The sequence below is a fragment of the Pyxidicoccus trucidator genome (assembly GCF_010894435.1).
GTDB classification, from domain to species: domain Bacteria; phylum Myxococcota; class Myxococcia; order Myxococcales; family Myxococcaceae; genus Myxococcus; species Myxococcus trucidator.
Genome location: NZ_JAAIXZ010000006.1, coordinates 566,284 through 583,212, shown reverse-complemented (window position 1 = coordinate 583,212; position 16,929 = coordinate 566,284). Strand labels below are relative to the sequence as shown.

The following is a 16,929-nucleotide window of genomic DNA, read 5'->3' as shown; positions in this document are numbered from 1 at the left end:
CCACCCGTAGCGAGGCCTGTGGCGGCCACCCATGGCACCCGGTGGCCTCCGCGTCCTTCACCGGCGCGCCGAAGGGCGTCTGCGGCGCCTGCACCCGCAGGCTGGCTCAGTGCGTGGGCACGCGCTGGAAGCCGCGCACGGCTGTCTTGAAGTGCTCCACGTACTCTTCGCGGTCGGCGTCGCCCACGTGGCCCTCGATGAGGAAGTAGCGTTCCTCGTCCACCAGCACCGCGAAGTACAGCGTGTAGTCCTTCTGGGTAGCGAGGTCCTTCGCTCGAGCCACCACCTCGTGGCCCTTCAGGCCGCCCACCGTCAGCGGGGCGCTGGACTCGATGCCGGCGGCCTTGACGCCCCAGCCCTCCAGTTCCCGGAGAGTAAAGGCAGACACGTCATCGCCCACAGCCTTTCTGTTCGGCGCGGGGGCGATGACGAGGAAGGGTTGTGTCCGGGCCTTTCCAGGCTCCTTCCCGTCGCGGGTGTACATGACGATGCTCTGCTCCCGCTTGGCGACGGCCTTCAGCCCGGGCGTCTCCTTCAGCGTGAAGAGGTCGGGCCCGCGCGAGAATTTGGCGTCAGGGTTCCAGCGCGTGGAGCGCATGGCGTCCTCGAGGGGGCTGCTCAGCGCCTTCGAGTCCTGTTCGCGCCAGATGGCGTCGATGACCAGCAGGGCGGAGGTGTTTCCGAGCACGAGAACCCACCGGCGGTAGTCCACGCCGTTGGAGGTGTGTCCGATGTGCAGGAGGGCTCCCGGTTGGCCGTCCAACTTCACCTCCTCGCGGGACAGGAGCTTCATGCCCTGGGACGCGAGTGACTCCTCGCTGAGGTTCCTGAGGGTCATCTCGAGGCCGCCGAGGGGATAGTCCTTCACCCGGATGGTGGCGCCCGTCGCCTCCTGCCGGAAGCCGGTGAAGCGCGTGGTCTCGGTGAAGCCCTCGGGGATCGCCAGGGAGACGCGGGTGCCCTTCACCTGGACGAGCGCGGGCGCCTTTCGCTTCGAGGATGCCGCCCCGGATGGCGCCGCGGCGAGCGCGAGCGCCGGGCCGGCGGTGAGGGTGGCGACAAGGAACAGCCGCGTCAGGGATTGTCCGGAGCGAAGGGCCATGGACGGACGCTGACAGGTCTGGGGGCAGCCGTTCAAGCAGGCGCCGGTACGACAGGTGCCCTGAGACGAAAGGCACACAGCTTGGTGGGCAGGAGGCTGCCATGAGCGAGCGCCGTCGTCCTGGACGGGAAGGACCTCGGCGTGCTCGAGGTCCGGCGGCCCGAGGAGCTGTCCCTGGGCGGGAAGCTCGACGCGCTCGCCTTCCCGCTGCATCAGGGGCACTGGGGAGGTCTGCCGGTGAAGCTCCTGTACGTGCTGTCAGGGCTCGGCACTCCGATGCTCAGCCTCACCGGGATGCTGCTGTGGCTGCGGCGCACCCGGCGGCGTGCCCACCCCGTCCGCCAGCCCGGGCCCGTGGCGACGCGTCCGGTGCCGGCGACGGGGACTCAGAAGGTCTAGAGATTGCCCTGCGCTGTTATCGGCTAATGCCTTGATCTCACACCGGATCGTTCCCCCCGCCATGGCCCCCCAGAGTTGCTGGCGTTCGTGACGTCCCCAAGGATGGCGGATGCCGCGAAGGCGAGGTTAGCGTGCGGACCCATGCGCGCATCTCGCTGGTCCCTTCCGCTGCTCATCGCACTGGTGGTGGGAATTGCCTTCATTGTCGCCCTCGTGAAGGACTTGAGCGAGGCGAAGCCCCAGCAGGCGGGGGTTGGAGACATGGCGTCCCTGGCCGCGCAGCAGCTCGCGGAGCTGCTGTCGCGTCAGGGGATCGAGGCCTCGGCGCAGGCGAACACGGTCCGGGTGGGGACGCGCTCGCTCGCGCTGTCCACGAGGGTCACCCAGGCCGTCCGGCAGGAAGAGCAGTTCCTGTATCTGGTCGGGCTGGAATTCAACTGTCAGGTGGATGGAGCGCCGGTGAAGTCCCTCCTCGCCGGTAGTGTGGGTATCGACCCGCGCCAGGACGGCGCGGTGATGACCGCGATTCGCGAATGGGTGGGCCAGTACGGGTTCGCGATTGGCCGTGCGCTCGCGAGCCCGAATCAGCCCCCTCCGTTGTCCGCTGCGGGCTTCCGCGTCCGTGAGGGGCTCACGGGAGTCCGAGGCGAGGCGCCGGGCTTCAAACCGGACAGGTCCTTCCACGAGCAGTTCCTGCGGCACCTGGAGCCGGTATTCCGGGAGAGCTTTTCGAAGGATGCCGCGACCCCGCTGCATGCGCTCACGTTCACGCTCGTGGTGGGAGCGTCGCCAGGAGAGAGCGAGTGCCGGGCGGATGGAGTCGTGTCCGCGCAGCTGTGCGAGCGTGCACTCTCGTTCCCGTGGCCACGGGGGACGAAGCCGTACATGTTCAAGCAGTACTACGTGCTCGTGCCCGCTGAGGGACAGGGCGGGTAGGGTGCCGCCCGAGAGGAGGACGACCTTCTCGCCTTTTCGCCCTGCGGGTAGAGGAGTTGAAGGTGCGCCGCTGGCGTCAAGCAACCCCAGGACGCTGCCGCCTGCCTCTGCTGGGACCAGGCCGCGCGCGCTGACTCCGATCAGGTGCGGACCGCCACCACCTCGAGGCCAGCCGCACCGCCGAGCACCTGGTACGGCCCCACCGTGGCCGCCTTCACGGCCGTCGGCGACGCGGGCCGCGCGGCGCTTGAGGCGGACCTCAAGGCGGTGTTCGAGAAGCAGGGGACTGCGAAGGACGGCACCTTCGCCACGGACGTCGCTGGTACTGTCCTGGCTGCCCGAGGGCAGCCGCTGCTCAGGTGGCACTCGGAGCGATGCGGCAAGTCCGCTGCAGCTGTCCCGCCTTTGTGAAGTTGGCGATGAGCCCGCATGCGGCGCACGTGGCCTGGAGTTCGGGAGGAGGCGGGTCGATGGGAGGGAGCCTCACGCCGGGCGCTGGGTTTCTGAGGGTCATGACTCGCGGAGCCCACAGGACAGATGCCCCTTCGTACTCGCCGCCGCATTCTGGACAGCGCAGCGTCTGGGCCAGAGTCCGCATGGTCTTCGCATCGCTACGTGCACCGAGGAAGACGAGGAGGATGACGAGCGCGCTGCCTGCGCTGCAGGCCACGCGCCAATCCAGTTCAAGCAGGAATTCATACATGCGCGTCTCCTGGTGCCGACAGTGTACCAGCACTCGGACGAGGAGGACTTCATTACTCCCACGTCTGGCGTTTCTTCCTGCTCTTGCTGACCCGGGTGACCACGAGCTTGCCGTTGCGCGTGCTCGCTTCATAGGACGCGGACTGCCGCTCCGCGAAGCCCGCCGCATTGTGTCCGTACATGCAGTATTGCTCGATGAGAAGCTTGTCCGCGGCGGGTTTGAATTCGTAGCTGCAGCCGGTGGCGAGGTCCGACTTGCTGAACTGCTCAAGCGGACTCTCCTCTCCCAGGTCGAGCGCGCCCTTCGGTGGAGTCCACGCATCCAGTACCTTGCCTGACGCGTCTTCCAGGGCAACCCGGGCATGCTCGAGGTTCAACCCCACGAACGGCGCTCGGAACGCGTAGGCGCGAATCGTGAAGCCCGGAGCCGCTGCGAGCTCCGCCTCGGGAGTGGCCTCCCGGAGACAGCCCAGGCGCCCATCGGGCACCTTCACCTCGCGGGCATAGACGCCGGAGTCCACCGTCTTCACCAACGGGAGGAGCGCGTCCTTGTCATGCGCGGAGCAGATGGCGAGCACGGCAATGAAGAGGCCCGGCTTCAGCCCCGGGTATTCATCACTCTTCACCACCCGGGGGAAACCGCTGGAGAAACCAAACATGTCCTGGAGTCCCACGCCGGCATTCTTCTGGTCGAGCCAGCGCTGGGCATCTTCCCGGGCCGCACCTCCGCCGCCAATGAGCACCCAGGCCGTCTGCTCGGCGGAGGCCGTCATGGGCGGCAGGAGCATCAGCAGGCCGCAGAGGAGTAGAGTGTGGATGCGATTCATGGTGCCTCCCGACAATCCGTCGGACCGCAACATACCCTCTGAGCCCGCGTTCACGCCGTCTCGTCTCCCACCCAGGGCAGGCGCAGGGGCCTCCAGGGTTCCGCTCTCGAGGGTTCCGCGGGGAGGGGCGACCGAGCAGCGGATGGCATGCAAGAGAGCGCACCGCGCGCTTGCATCAGAGAGCTGCTCCCACCCCCGGCCCCCGCGCCGGAATGACGCGGGGGAAGGGGAGTGGGTCAGTCGCGAGCGAGCGGGTTGGGCAGCGTCCCGTTCGGATACAGCGCGGGGCGGGCCTGGAACCGGGGGGTGCCCCCCCCGCGCTATGGTGCCACCTCGTGTGCCAGCACCTCGCGCACGCCGTCACCGTCCAGGTCGACGAAGATCGCCGCCGCCCCCGTCACCGCCAGGCCGTCATCCGATGGGCCCAGCGGCAGCGTCCACCGCAGCCACCCGGGCTGCCACGCCAGGGAGCCCAGCACGCCCAGCCGGTCCTCGCGGCGCACCACCAGGTCGTCGCGCCCGTCGCCGTCCAGGTCGCCCGCGGCCTGGAAGACGTCCTCGCGGCGCAGCTCCCAGTCATCCAGCTTCTGGTCATACCCGCCCTCCAGCAGCGGGTAGAGCTGACCGTTGCCGGAGGCGAGCACGGCGACGCCGTCGTGCAACTGCGCCAGCAGCTCGTCCCGGCCGTCGCCGTCCACGTCACCGGCGAGCCGCAGCGAGTCCTCCGGACGCAGCTCGCCGATGCCGACCCAGGTTCCCCACTGCCAGAAGGCCAGCGGCTCGGGCCAGCCCTGGGACAGGACCACCACCGCGTACCCGTGCGCGCCGCGCACGAGCAGCTCCATGGGGCCCTGGGCGGAGAGGAAGTGGCCGGTGGCCTCCACATGGCTGTCCGGGGTCAGCTCGTCCTCCCCCAGCTTCTCCCCATAGGGCAGGAAGCCCCAGGGCTCCAGGCCGTGCTCCATCCCGCGAAGGAACGTCCAGCCCTTGGGCCCGCGCAGCACCACGTCCAACCGCCCGTCCCCGTCGTGGTCCGCCACGCCTTCCAGGGAGTCGTCCGGCGTCAGCGGCCCCATCCCCAGCTCCACTCCCTCCGGGTACACCACCCACGACTCCAGCGCGCCCGCGCCATTTGCCCGCAGCAGGCCGATGGCACCCTCGCGGCTTCGCACCAGCAGCTCCGCGCCCGGCTGCCCGTCGAAGTCACCCAGGTGCACCAGCGTGTCCCGCGGCCGGAGCGTCCACTCGCCCACCGGTGCCTCCCACGCATGCGCGGTGGACACCCGCGCCTGCCCTGTCTGCGCGTCCCGGCCCAGCAGCGCCAGCCCACGCCCGTCGCGCAGCACCACCTCTTCGCGCCCGTCTCCATTCACGTCCCCAGACAGCACGGCCTCCTGGGAGCGCGTCCAATCCCAGCCGTCCGCGAGCACGCCCTCCGCCAGCAGGCCCTTCACCCCCAGGCCCTGGAACCCTCCATGAAGGGTGACGAGCAGGCCCGAGGTGTTGGCGCCGTCGCTCTTCGCGCCAGCGCTCACCATGAGGCAGCGGGGAATGAACATGCAGAACCGCTCCAGCGGCGAGAGGATGCCCCAGTACTTCAGGAAGGAGACGAAGCTGATGGGGCCCTTGCCGGGGGGGATTTCGGGGTCGGGAACCTCGTCGAGCGGCGCCTTGGTGCCAGAGGGCACCGTGGACAGGTGGGTGATGATGGACAGCGTGGTGCCCAGGTCCTCCACGAAGACGACGTCCGCCTTCTTGTCCCCGTTGGCGTCCACGAAGCGCACCGCCGCGGAGCCGCTGGGGGCGACGATGTTCTGGGTGACGATACGGCTGAAGCCCCCCAGGCCATTGGACAGCTTCACCCAGAGGTGGGTGCCGTCATAGGAGACGAAGTCCTCCAGCGCATCGCCATTCATGTCGGCCCAGCTGGCGAACTCGTTCCACTTCTCGCCCCACTCGATGGGGGTGGGCGTCATCGCCGGAGAGAAGGCACCTCCGCCGATGGCCAGCTGCGTGTAGAGGTAGTTGTTCCGGATGGCGACCCAGTCCACCAGCGTGTCGGGGCTCGTCACCGGCTGGAGGATCGCGAAGGGGGACCACCCCGTGCCGAAGGCGAGGGGCGTCTCCACCAGGCTACCAAAGCCGCCGGTGACGGCGGGGTAGACGGACACCCTGGTGCTGTCCAGATAGACCAGGTCCTTTCCGGGGTTCCCGTCGAGGGTGCCGGCGTTGAAGTAATCGAAGTTCCAGGCGGAAGGCAGCGTCTTCACCTTGGTGGCCGGGAGGAAGGTGGACGAGCCTCCCGAGCGGCTCCAGTACACCTCATTGCCGCGGAGCTGGACGTAGTCCGCGCCGAAGGCGCCATCCACGTTCGAGAGGAGGACGGAGCCCTGCCAGCCGCTTCCGCCCAGGGGGTTGCCCTTGGGCGTCTCGAAGGTGCCATCCCCCTTGCCCTTCCCCACCCAGAAGTGGGTGTCGCCCGTGAAGAAGTAGTCCGCCAGGCCGTCTCCCGTGAGGTCCGTGGCGAGCGCGAAGTCCGACCACCCCGTTCCCCCCAGCGTCGTCGAACGCGCCGTGCCGGCGTACGTTCCGGACGCGGTGGACAGCACCACCGAGGCCGAGGCGTCACCGAAGTAGACGTAGTCGAGGCCGTGGGCACCATCCACGTTGGCGAAGTCGAAGTTCTTCTCCTTGTTCGCGCCACCGAGGACCACCACCTGGGGGTTGGGGCCACCGACGATGGTGCCCGCGAACGCGATGCGGGCGAACTCCGCGTCGAACGTGTCGGTGCGCACCATGGTGGCCCTGGCGGGCGTCACGCTCGTGTCCGCCTCGATCATGACTCCGGCCACGGGCCCCAGCAGGCCGGTGGGGTCAATGGTGAAGCAGGGCCCCCCCGAGTCTCCCTTGGCCGGTGTCTGCCCGGCGCCGTTCGCCACCGTGGTGAAGGTGCGTCCCACCTGGGCGCTGACCACGACGTCCGCGTAGCGGAGCAGTCCGGAGCCGCCGCCGGAGGGGGTGAAGCGGCCGTAGCCCATGCAGCGGACGGTGGAGCCCACGAGCGAGGGCCCCCGGTAGAGCTGGAGGGAGATGCCGGAGATGATGGGCTTGGCGAGCTTGAGGAGCGCGACGTCGTCCCCGTTGCTCACGGGGTACGGGTTCACGGTGCTGACGAAGGGGGCCCCCTTCGAGGTGCCCACGGTGCCCAGCGTGACGGTGATGGTGGTGGGGTCCAGCCACGCACCGGCCTCCGTGCCATCCACGGTGAGGCAGTGGCGCGCGGTGAGCACCCAGCGGGAGGACAGCAGGGTTCCCGAGCAGGTTCCCAGCGGGCTGGTCAGCTGGACGACCCGCGTGAACTCGGGAGCAGTCTCAGTGCCCAGGATGATGGACCCGCTCCCGGTCTCCAATGGCTCCGGTGCGGCAGTACCAATCGCAGGGGGGGACGTCCGCGGCTCGCAAGCCACCAGGAGTAACAAGAGTAACGACAGGCGCTGAGACATTCAGGCTCCTCGTCAAAGAGGTGAGGATTCTCGTCCACCTGTCTGACATTGGAGCCCGCCTCCCAGCTTCCCATCCGTCGACTCCATCCGAGCTGCTTCCACCCCGGACCCCGCGCCGGGATGACGCGGGGGCGGGGGAATGGGTCAGTCGCGAGCGAGCGGGTTGGGCAGCGTCCCGTTCGGATACAGCGCGTGACGGAGGGCCCGGTTCGAAGGTGAACGTCATGGCGCGTGAAGGTGGCGGGCGCGAAGGGCGGTCCCCAGAAGCGCTCGAGCTGGCGCGGGTCGGCAAAGGCCCGATCGGGAAATGAGTTCGCGCCGACGTCACCGAACCCATGATACGGCCTTCGCACAATCTGCGCGATGAGTAGGTAAGGTAGCTAGCCGCATGGCGCGTGTTTCCTCGTTCGGGTAGATCTTGCGCGCCCTTCTCGAAGGAGAACGCATGCGCAGCCTCTTGGTCTCGATTCTCATCTCGGCTTCGTTGCTGTTCGCGTCCGACGCGGAGGCGCGCGACTGGTTCGTGCGCGCGAACTCGTTCGGCGGCGACGGCTCGCGCGAGAAGCCGTTCGGCGATCCGTGGATGGCGCTCGAGCGCGTGGAGGCCGGCGACAAGGTCCACGTCACGGCGGGCAGGTATTACGGCAAGCTCGAGAAGGGGAACTGGGAGATCGCGTTCCCGAACGTCGAGCTGCTTGGCGGCTACGACGCGAATTTCAAGGAACGCAATCCGTGGAGCAACCTCAGCGAGCTCACGTGGCGCCGCGGATCGGAGAACCGGCCCGACGTCTCGCTCGCGCGCATCAGCACGAGCACGAAGCGCGACACCGCCGGCGCAACGATTGACGGGTTCTTCATCGACATGAAGGACTACTACGAGTACGGCCCCGAGGGGAGCTTCGATCCCCGTGCGCTCTCGCGCAACGGCGCGGTCGATCTCGCGAAGGGCGGCGTGCTGCGCAACTGCCTCATCGTGAACTCGATCAGCGCGGTGCGCGCGGCGCCGGGCTCGACGGTCGAGAACAACGTCATCGTCAACACGATCTACGCCGCGATCACGTCGAAGGGCGGCGGCGACCACGACAAGCCGACGGAGATTCGCAACAACACGATCGCGTTCGTGTGGGCGACGAAGGCGATCTCCGAAGGCGGCACCGAGGGCGCGGGAATCGACGTCACGAACAAGGCGACCGTCGAGAACAACCTCGTGGTGTTCTCCGACAACCACGGCGTGCAGGCGACGGTGCCGAAGAAGGTCACGTTCAACGTCAACACGTTCTGGCGAAACCTCTACTCGAACGTCACGTTCTACTACGAGGGGAAGAAGACCTCGCTCGACGACTCCGACATCGAGGAGGCGGAGGACGCCGGATTCATCGCGGCGTCGGGCAACGTCGCGGCCGACCCGAAGCTCTCGTTCGACCTCATGTGGTTCGAGCGCTGGCTCAACCGTCCCGGGCTCGGGAAGAAGTTCGACGCGAAGGCGTGGGACGAGACGCGGGCGTCGGCGGGCGTCTCCGCTGGCGACAAGGTCGAGGTCTTCGCGCACGTGTATCCGGCGCCGGCGGTGCCGATCCTCATCGAGCCGAAGAACCCGGCGCTCAAGGCGGGCGCGCGCACGAAGAAGCTCCCGGTGACCTTCTCGGCGGTGGCGGCGGCGACGCCGGCGAAGAAGTACGCCAGGACCGACCTCGCGAGCTTCGCGGCGAATCCGCTCGCACTCGACGGCAAGGCGATCGAGCTCGTCGCTGGCGTCGACGGCGTCGGAAACGTCAGCGGATTTCCGGAGTGGCCGGCCGATGCCTACAAGGCGATCTACCTGAAGGACGCGAAGGGAGACAACCGCACGACCGCCGCGTTCAAGAAGGGCACGAGCGTCGAGCGAATCATCGACGCGATTCCGTACTACGGCTCGGGCCCGCCGCGCGATCTCTTCGTGATCCGCGGCACGGCGCGCGGCCGAGCGCAGTATCCGAAGACGGCGCTGGTCGTGGAGTCGATCGAGCCGTACGAGCAGGAGGCCACGGCGGCGGCTCGCCCGAAGGGCCGCGACTGGTTCGTGCTCGCGGGCGCGAGCGGCGGCGACGGCTCGCGCGAGAAGCCGTTCCGCGATCCGTTCCAGGCGATCGAGAAGGCGGAGAAGGGAGACCGCATCCTCGTCGCGGAAGGCGAATACGGCGGCAAGCTGAAGAGCGGGAAGTGGATCATCGACGGCAAGCAGTATGTCTCGCTCCTCGGCGGCTGGGACCGCGAGTTCAAGACGCGCGATCCGTGGAGCACGCCGAGCCTCCTGCAGTGGCCTCCGGACTCGAAGACGAATCCGCAGGGATACCTCCTCGAAGCGAACGGCGATCACACGGGCCTGATCATCGACGGCTTCGTGTTCGACCGGAAGACGCTCAACCGCTACGACAAGGACGGCTTCCTCGAGGTGAACACCTCTCCCGACGTCGAGCACGTCTGGGTGGCGTCGCCGGAGAGCGCGATCCGCAACTGCACGTTCGTCAACGGCGCGGGCGCCGCGGCGCGCATCAGTAACGCGGTCGCGTTCGAGAACAACATCGTCGTGAACGTCTTCAACGAGGCGGTGAAGGTCACGGGCGGCTTCGGCACGCGCAACGCCCAGATCCGCAACAACACGATCCTCTTCGTCTGGAACAAGCGGCGTCCGCACGACGGCTCGAGCTCGACCGGCAGCGGCATCGTCCTCGGTGGCCAGGTGCCCGCCGTCGTCGACGGAAACGTCATCCAGTACGTCGACAACTTCGCGGTGAAAGCCGACGCGAAGCTGGACGAGGTGACGCTCACGAACAACACGTTCTTCCGCAACTGGGCGGCGTTCCGCTCGACGCAGGGCATGCCTCCTCCGACGGTCGACGAGCGCTCGATGTATCTCCTCGGCGAGCTCGGCCTGCGCAAGGTCGAAGGGAACGTCGTTGTCGATGCGAACTTCGACATCGACGCGGCGTTCTACGCGGCGTGGCACGCGCGCTCGTCGCCGCTCACGAGCCGCTTCTCGGCCGACGAGTGGCTCGAGATCGCGCGCCCCGCGGCCGGCGAGGTGAAGGCCGGCGAGGGAATGATGATGGACTGGAAGAAGGCCGTGAAGCTCGTGCCGCGCAACGAGAAGGTGAAGGGCGGCGCGCGTCCGAAGAAGCTCGAGAGCGGGAGCTGACCATGAAGAAGGCATTTGCCGTCGCAGCGCTCGTCGCGTTCTCCACTCCCGCGCTCGCCGGGCCGGAAGAGGACAACATTCGCTACATCGAGGACTATCTCAACCGGATCAAGGACAAGCTCGACGGCATCGTCGGCGACTCGAGCTCGAGCGACATCGACTCCGCGCTCGAGCATCTCGGCTACGTGAAGGACTACACCGAGAAGCTGAAGTCGCTGGCCCCACAGAACGACCCCGGGAAGTCGATGGTCTATTACTACCCGGACTCCATCTCGAAGTTTCGCGAGTCCGCGAAGTACCTGAAGCAGATGAAAGACGCGCAGGTGAAGGCCGACGAGTCGCGCCTCTCCGAGCGCTGCATCGAAGCCGACCGCAACTTGAAGTATTTCCTGCAGGGCTTCGTCGAGAAGAAGGACCCGAACGGTCTCTACAAGATCCCCGACGAGGCCGAGAAGATCGGCCGCACCTACGGCGACGAGCTCCGCAAGATGCAGGAGGTCCACAACGAGATGGACCGCTGGCGGGGCTACGCCCGCAACTTCTCCGACTCGCACGGCAAGTGGTCCGACGTGAAGGGCGAGCTCCACGACGGTGTGAACGATATCTGGGATCGCTGGACCCTCCGCATGGAGGAGACGAAGTACAAGTGTCTGGAGCTCGCGAAGGGGAAGGACTACGAGCCGGTGAAGGAGGCGATGTCGAAGCTGGGCGGATTCGGCCAGGCGCGCATCGCCATCCGCAAGAAGATCGAGGAGAAGCTGCAGGCCGCGGCCTACAAGCTGAAGGACCTCGACTCGCGCAGCGGCGACGGCGCCTCGGAGATCCAGGACGCGCAGCGCAGCATGGACGAGGCGCTCGGCTTCCTCTCCGACCTGAAGGACATCCAGGGAGAGGACCGCGACTCGCGCGAGATCGCCGATCGCTGGCCGTCGCAGGCGCGCTCGGCGAAGGAGTCGATCGACTCCTACAAGAAGCTGAAGGCCGGGCAGGACTTCCTCGACGCGCACGAGAAGGAGTGCTCGAAGGAGCTCGAGGACCTGAAGCGCTTCCTCGCCGAGAAGACCGGCGCGGACGACAAGAAGAACCCGCAGAAGGCGGTCGCCGACATCCACGCGAAATCCGCCGAGCTGCAGAAGAAGTGGCAGGCGAAGAAGGACGACGCGGACAAGTTCGGACGCGACATGGCGAGCTGGAAGGAGAAGGCGGCGAGTTTCTCCTTCCGCGACGGCGAATGGTCACGCCTCTACGACGCGCTGCAGGGGTCGGCGGGGAAGTCGCTGACGCACTACAACGTGAAGCGCGCGAAGCTCTACGACAGCGAGCCGTGCTCACAGCTCCAGCTCGGATACAACGCGCGGGAGATCGACCAGGCGCTGAAATCGCTCGGCGAGCATCGCGGCTCGATCGGTCGCCGGTACAACGATCTGAAGGCGAACTTCAAGAAGTTCAAGCAGGACGCATCGCTCTTCCGCACGACGATGGAAGATCGCTCGAAGCAGATCCGGGACGCGATCTGCAACGACGAGGAATGGGAAAGCAAAGTCATCCAGATCACCGACGGACGCGTCAGGGAGTACCAGTCGCAGTGGGACGCGCTTCACTCGCAGCGAGACAGGCTCCTGAATGAAGTCGACTCACTGATGAACGACAGCAGGAACCAGACGCTTCCTGCCTTCAAGCGACAGCTCGTCGAGTACTTGAATCCGCTGCAGCCCGCGAAGGACCGAGAGCTTCGCGGGATGAACGACCCGGTCATCAAGGCATACGTCGACAACGGCAATCGCGAGCACGCCAACCGGCAATCGAGTTGCACGATCAAGAGACAGCGACTGAAGGATCGGACGGAACCCGACTGCATCAGGGGCTGCACGATCATCGAGATCAAGCCGAACAACGCCCGGGAAGTCGCGGCCGGTGGCACGCAGGTCGAGGGCTATCGAAGAGGTCTCGTCAACATGTTCAACAACGATCCGAAGACGATTCTGGACCCGAGTAGCAAGTGGCATCCGATCGCGCCCTGTGTCCGGACGCTCGGCGATGGCTCGAAACGTCTCGAGCTCGAGGTGTACATCGAGGTCTACAACTTCTGCCCGGGTGACAGGACGATGTTCTGGAGCGTGAAGGACCCGCTCTCGAGCTGGGAGCCGCCGGACGCGCTCGAGTGATACGCCTCAGGCGTGGCGGGGGCCTCGCGCAGAAGGCTCTGCGCGCACGAGCGCCTCTCGCCACGCCGACAGCTTCTCTTCCACCTCGGCACGGTCCTCGGCATCGGGTCGGAGCTGCAGATAGGTCGAGAGATCCGCGATGGCCTCCGCTCGCCGCCCCAGGTCGGAGAGGACGACGGAGCGGTTCTGGTAGAGCTCGGGTGTATCGGATGCCAGCGAGACGGCGCGGTCCAGATCGACCACGGAGGACTGCAAGCGGCCCGCCTCGTAGTGCAAGACGGCCCTGTTGGCCAGGACGAGCGCGTCGTCGGGAGTCAGCTGGAGCACGGCATTGTAATCCGCGCAGGCTCGCTCCGCTTGACCCAGCAGCTCATGGGCTTGGGCTCGTCCCACCAGCGCCAGCACGTTCTCGGGCTCGAGCTCGAGTGCGGAAGAATACGCCCGGATGGCGTCCTCCGCCCGCTCCATGGCGCGGTAACATTGGCCGAGGTTCACCCCAATCTCCGCATAGGGCGGACTCAGCGCGAGGGCCTTTTGGAAGTCCGCTTCCGCTTCCAGAAGGCGGCCGGCCTTGAAGGCCGCGACCCCGCGCAAGCCGTAATATTCCGATTGGCTCGGGTCGATGGCGATCGCCGCCGAGTAGTGTGCGAGCGCCTCGTCATGAGCGCCCATGACGAGGAACAACTCCGCGAGGCGGAGCATGAGCGCCGCACGCTGCAGAGGCCGTCCGTGTGGCCCGAGGTGCTCGTCAAAGAGGGCCAACGAGGCCTGGCAGAGCCGCAGCGCCTCGTCTGGCTTTCCCTCCAGCAGCCGCACCAGTGCGAGCGCATTGTTGGTCAGGATGGTCAGTGTCCGGGCCTCGTCCGTGGAGGGCTCGAGCCGCGACACCGCCTCGGCGGCCCTTTGCACGTACTGCTCCGCCAGTCGTACGTCGCGCCTGGGCAGGTAGCGCAGGTGGGAGACCGCCAGGGTGTTGAAGGCCCGGGCGCGCAGCGCGGAATCGTCGCTCTTCGCGATGATTTCTTCCTCCAAGAGGCGCGCCGCCCACTCCCCCCTCCCGGTTGCGGAGAGACAGGTACAGAGTTTGCCCAGAATGTCCCAGCGCGCCTTCGGGTCGCCGCCGCACAGGGCCTCCAGCGCGCGAACGAGCGGCTCGCCATACCGGAGCCCATCCTCGAAATAGCCCTGGCGCACGCAGAGTCGCAGCCCCTCGGCCCGCCACCGCAGCGCGTTCTCAGGCTCTGCGCTCTGCTCCCAGAGATGGATGAGGCGCGGAAGGCTCGCCTTCACGGCCTCCGGTTCGCGCTGGACCCTGTGCTCCAGCTCGCGTGCAGCGTGGGCATGGGCTCGCTGGACCTCGGGAGACATCGGGGCCCGGTCCTGGGGCGCAAGGCGAAGGCGCACCCCTGAGACCGGACCCGCACGGGACAGCTCCGTGTAGGTCGCGTCGCCCTCTCCGGGGTCGACAGCGACCAGGAGTGTCAGGTCGAGCTGCGCACGCTGGCGACGCACCAGCTCGCGAAAGAATCGACGCGACAGGTCTCCCGCGCGCCCGAAATGCTCGCAGACGAGGAGCCACGGACCTTGTGCGGTGTCGGCGGCATGGAAATCGGCCAGCAACTCGATGGCCCCGTGCAGGAGCCGGTCCGCCCGCCCCCGCGCATGGAGCTGAAACCTCTCCTCGTCCGAGGCGAGCTCGACGAGTGACCGGTGGCGAGGTCGAATCGTCTCCCGGAGCTGGGGCAGAATCGCCGCGAGCTCGGTGTCGTGCGAGACGAGGAGGGAAGGTGCCACGGCCTGGATGCGAGGGAGCAGCGCGTCGAGCAACTCGGCGACTCCTGCCCAGACCCCACCCTGCGAAAAGTCGCAGTCGAGCACCTGGCTGAAAAGGGCCTGACCGCCTCGGGCCCTCTCGAGCCACCCGGCAAGTGCCTTGCGGCGCTCCGACCCGGGCTCCGCTTCCAGGACGAGCACTCGCTCCCCTGATGACAGGGGATAGGACGGCAAGTCGTTCTGCCAGTTGATGAGCACGGAGTGTCTCCACGCGGCCCGGGGCAGAACCAGGCGCTCACTCGCATGGACCGAGGAGCGCTGGCGATTCAACCCCTGCCGAGAATGCGCCCCGGTGGGAACGCGAAGCGCGCGGCTATCTCAAGTCCTCATGAGGTTTGTCCCACCGGGGAAGCTCAGCTCCCGCGGGAATGCGGGTCAGGGCATGACCCACAAGAGGGTGCTGGTCTTCACAGTCTCGGTATCGCGAATCGTGAGCTTCTTCATGGATTGGACTCCTGCCTTTCATGAGGTGGAGCAAATCTCCCCCTCAAATGGAATGAGCCGACCAGGTGGAGAATGATGCAGAGAATCCGCGAGCTGTTGGTCAGACCCGGCATCGCGCGGGACGTAGGGGCGGAACGGAGCGGAGCCGGGCCGTGAAGACCGGCGCCCTGGCCGTGCACGCATGACGGTTTCCAGTTCGGTGGCCGTGGCGAAGCGCTCAGCGGGGTTACGCCGCAGCAACGCACAGGCCGTACTCCATTGGCATGGGCACGCACTTGAGCACCACGCAAGGGCCTCACCCTCAACATGGCTTCCATCCCGCATATACGCTGGGGCGATATCTGTCGCTCGCCGAGCGACCGGAGCCCCCGGCGCCACGAGGGGCCGGGAGCTCCGCGGAGACTCAGAAACCGAGCCAACTAGAGACAGGGGTCCCGCCCGGCGCTGGACGTGCCGTCACTGACCGGAGCGTTGCAACCGGTGACTTGAACGGTGCAGGTCGCCGAGCCCTGCTCACCCAGATTGTCGGTCACCGTCAGGGTACCGGTGTGATTGCCGACGCCGAGGCGCCGGGTATGCGGGCCCGGGCCGCTCGCCGTCGCGCCAGCGCTGAACCGCCACGCGTAGCTCATGAGGGTGCGCCCCGGCCTGGCAAAGCTACCGTTGTTGTTGAAACTCGCGAACACGAGATCCGCCCCCGAGGTGGTGGGGCTGACGGTGCAGCGGGCGACCGGGCGCATATCCTGGGTGGCCCGCGCCATGTGGATCGTGGTGTTGCGGCCATCGCTGCCCGTGGGCACGACGATGCGCTTCCCCGCCAGATCGCCGTGGAACTCATTCCCGTTGGATCCCCAGGTGTCCTCGTCGTCACTGTAGATCCAGCCGGTCTGTACGGCCTTGCTGAAGTCCGAGGCCGCGAGCACGCCATACTGGAAGCCCAGCGCAGGGAACTCGGTCATGGTGTTGGTGCCGGACTTGAAAAGGCAGAAGTGCAGGATGCTCAGAGCGTCATTGAGGTCCGTGTCGTTCGCCCCCAGGTCAGCCTCGTCCCCCGACGAGGACTCATCCCAGTTGGCGTTGTCTCTGACCTGATTGTGGAACCAGCGCGAGAAGCTGACCGAGTCGTTGGGGCACGTGTTGCCCAACCGCAGCACGGCGTAGTGGTTGGTCACCACATCGGTGGCAGCCAGGGGCTTGAACTGCAGACCGTCCACCCGGCAGAAGCGGAAGGTGGTGTTGCGGTCGCTGATGGTGGCACCAATCCACCCCGCCCGGTTGTTTTCGTTGTCATGATCCTCGTTGTCCATATGGAGGGAGAGGAGCGGGGACCCCGGAGGACAGGTGTCGGTGTCTGGGATGACGCCCACCCAGTAGGTCCTCGTCGTCGGGCCCGTCGACGGCGCTTTCCCGCGGATATGACTCGTGATGGTGACGGGGCCGCTGCTGTTGGTGTACCGGAACCCGATGTCCTCGGCCCACGCATCCGGCACGCTGGGGACCACGCCCTTGACCGTGAAGATCGCCTGCTGGTTCGCATTGATCCATGCGGAGCTCGGAGTAATCGACGTCACCGACGTCAGGCGATTGGCCGGCTTCAGGGCGAACGCATCCACCTGTGCGCCGAGCCCGAACATGACGACCGTATATTGCACCGAGTATTCGGTGCCTGGCACGGGCGAGCCGAGGAATGTGTCCCCCGGTCCGACGCTGATGGAGGGTTCTTGCGCCTGGGCGCTCATTGCCACGAGCAGCCCGAATAGCGCGAGGAGGCGAGAGGACCGACGCATGGGCTCAAGCTGGAGCTGCGATGGAAACATCAGTGTCTGCACGATGGTGCCTCCGG

10 protein-coding genes are annotated in these 16,929 nt (G+C 67.0%); 4 read left to right on the top strand and 6 right to left on the bottom strand.

The genetic code is table 11. The features are described from left to right. Nucleotides 1–106: 106 nt before the first annotated feature. Nucleotides 107–1,102 carry a hypothetical protein gene (locus G4D85_RS20435; protein ID WP_164014433.1) on the bottom strand — a complete coding sequence of 332 codons (996 nt, stop codon included), beginning with the start codon at nt 1,100–1,102 and terminating at the stop codon, nt 107–109. A 141-nt stretch (nt 1,103–1,243) separates the two neighbouring features. On the opposite strand from G4D85_RS20435, the gene G4D85_RS20430 reads away from it, so the two are divergent. Beyond that, complete coding sequence (locus tag G4D85_RS20430; RefSeq protein ID WP_164014432.1) at nt 1,244–1,501, top strand: PepSY domain-containing protein; 258 nt, start codon at nt 1,244–1,246, stop codon at nt 1,499–1,501. A 141-nt stretch (nt 1,502–1,642) separates the two neighbouring features. Further along, nucleotides 1,643–2,437 carry a hypothetical protein gene (locus tag G4D85_RS20425; protein WP_164014430.1) on the top strand — a complete coding sequence of 265 codons (795 nt, stop codon included), beginning with the start codon at nt 1,643–1,645 and terminating at the stop codon, nt 2,435–2,437. A gap of 140 nt (nt 2,438–2,577) precedes the next feature. On the opposite strand, the gene G4D85_RS50325 is transcribed toward G4D85_RS20425, so the two are convergent. The 3 genes from G4D85_RS50325 to G4D85_RS20415 all read right to left on the bottom strand — a co-directional run bounded on the left by G4D85_RS50325 (nt 2,578) and on the right by G4D85_RS20415 (nt 7,376). Then, nucleotides 2,578–2,700: a hypothetical protein gene (locus G4D85_RS50325; protein WP_275900301.1), complete on the bottom strand. Its 123-nt coding sequence runs from the start codon at nt 2,698–2,700 to the stop codon at nt 2,578–2,580. A gap of 492 nt (nt 2,701–3,192) precedes the next feature. Further along, on the bottom strand, nt 3,193–3,966 hold the full coding sequence (locus tag G4D85_RS20420; RefSeq protein ID WP_164014428.1) for a hypothetical protein: 774 nt from the start codon (nt 3,964–3,966) through the stop codon (nt 3,193–3,195). Nucleotides 3,967–4,286: 320 nt separating this feature from the next. Next, nucleotides 4,287–7,376, bottom strand: coding sequence for an FG-GAP-like repeat-containing protein (locus tag G4D85_RS20415; protein WP_164014426.1), 3,090 nt, complete (start codon nt 7,374–7,376; stop codon nt 4,287–4,289). A 538-nt stretch (nt 7,377–7,914) separates the two neighbouring features. Here G4D85_RS20415 and G4D85_RS20410 point away from each other — a divergent pair. Further along, the gene (locus G4D85_RS20410; RefSeq protein WP_164014424.1) at nt 7,915–10,644 is read left to right on the top strand and encodes a right-handed parallel beta-helix repeat-containing protein; all 2,730 of its coding nucleotides are present in this window, start codon (nt 7,915–7,917) and stop codon (nt 10,642–10,644) included. A 2-nt stretch (nt 10,645–10,646) separates the two neighbouring features. After that, nucleotides 10,647–12,809 carry a hypothetical protein gene (locus tag G4D85_RS20405; protein WP_164014422.1) on the top strand — a complete coding sequence of 721 codons (2,163 nt, stop codon included), beginning with the start codon at nt 10,647–10,649 and terminating at the stop codon, nt 12,807–12,809. 6 nt (nt 12,810–12,815) lie between these two features. On the opposite strand, the gene G4D85_RS20400 is transcribed toward G4D85_RS20405, so the two are convergent. Together G4D85_RS20400 and G4D85_RS20395 are read right to left on the bottom strand one after the other, a co-directional pair. Continuing rightward, on the bottom strand, nt 12,816–14,840 hold the full coding sequence (locus G4D85_RS20400) for a tetratricopeptide repeat protein (protein ID WP_164014419.1): 2,025 nt from the start codon (nt 14,838–14,840) through the stop codon (nt 12,816–12,818). A 665-nt stretch (nt 14,841–15,505) separates the two neighbouring features. After that, on the bottom strand, nt 15,506–16,915 hold the full coding sequence (locus G4D85_RS20395; RefSeq protein WP_164014417.1) for a hypothetical protein: 1,410 nt from the start codon (nt 16,913–16,915) through the stop codon (nt 15,506–15,508). Between the last annotated feature and the right edge of the window lie 14 nt (nt 16,916–16,929).

What these genes read in the sequence shown, in the direction of transcription:
- G4D85_RS20435 (WP_164014433.1), bottom strand. Translation starts at nt 1,102, where the DNA reads ATGGCCCTTCGCTCCGGACAATCCCTGACGCGGCTGTTCCTTGTCGCC.
- G4D85_RS20425 (WP_164014430.1), top strand. Translation starts at nt 1,643, where the DNA reads ATGCGCGCATCTCGCTGGTCCCTTCCGCTGCTCATCGCACTGGTGGTG.
- G4D85_RS20420 (WP_164014428.1), bottom strand. Translation starts at nt 3,966, where the DNA reads ATGAATCGCATCCACACTCTACTCCTCTGCGGCCTGCTGATGCTCCTG.
- G4D85_RS20410 (WP_164014424.1), top strand. Translation starts at nt 7,915, where the DNA reads ATGCGCAGCCTCTTGGTCTCGATTCTCATCTCGGCTTCGTTGCTGTTC.
- G4D85_RS20405 (WP_164014422.1), top strand. Translation starts at nt 10,647, where the DNA reads ATGAAGAAGGCATTTGCCGTCGCAGCGCTCGTCGCGTTCTCCACTCCC.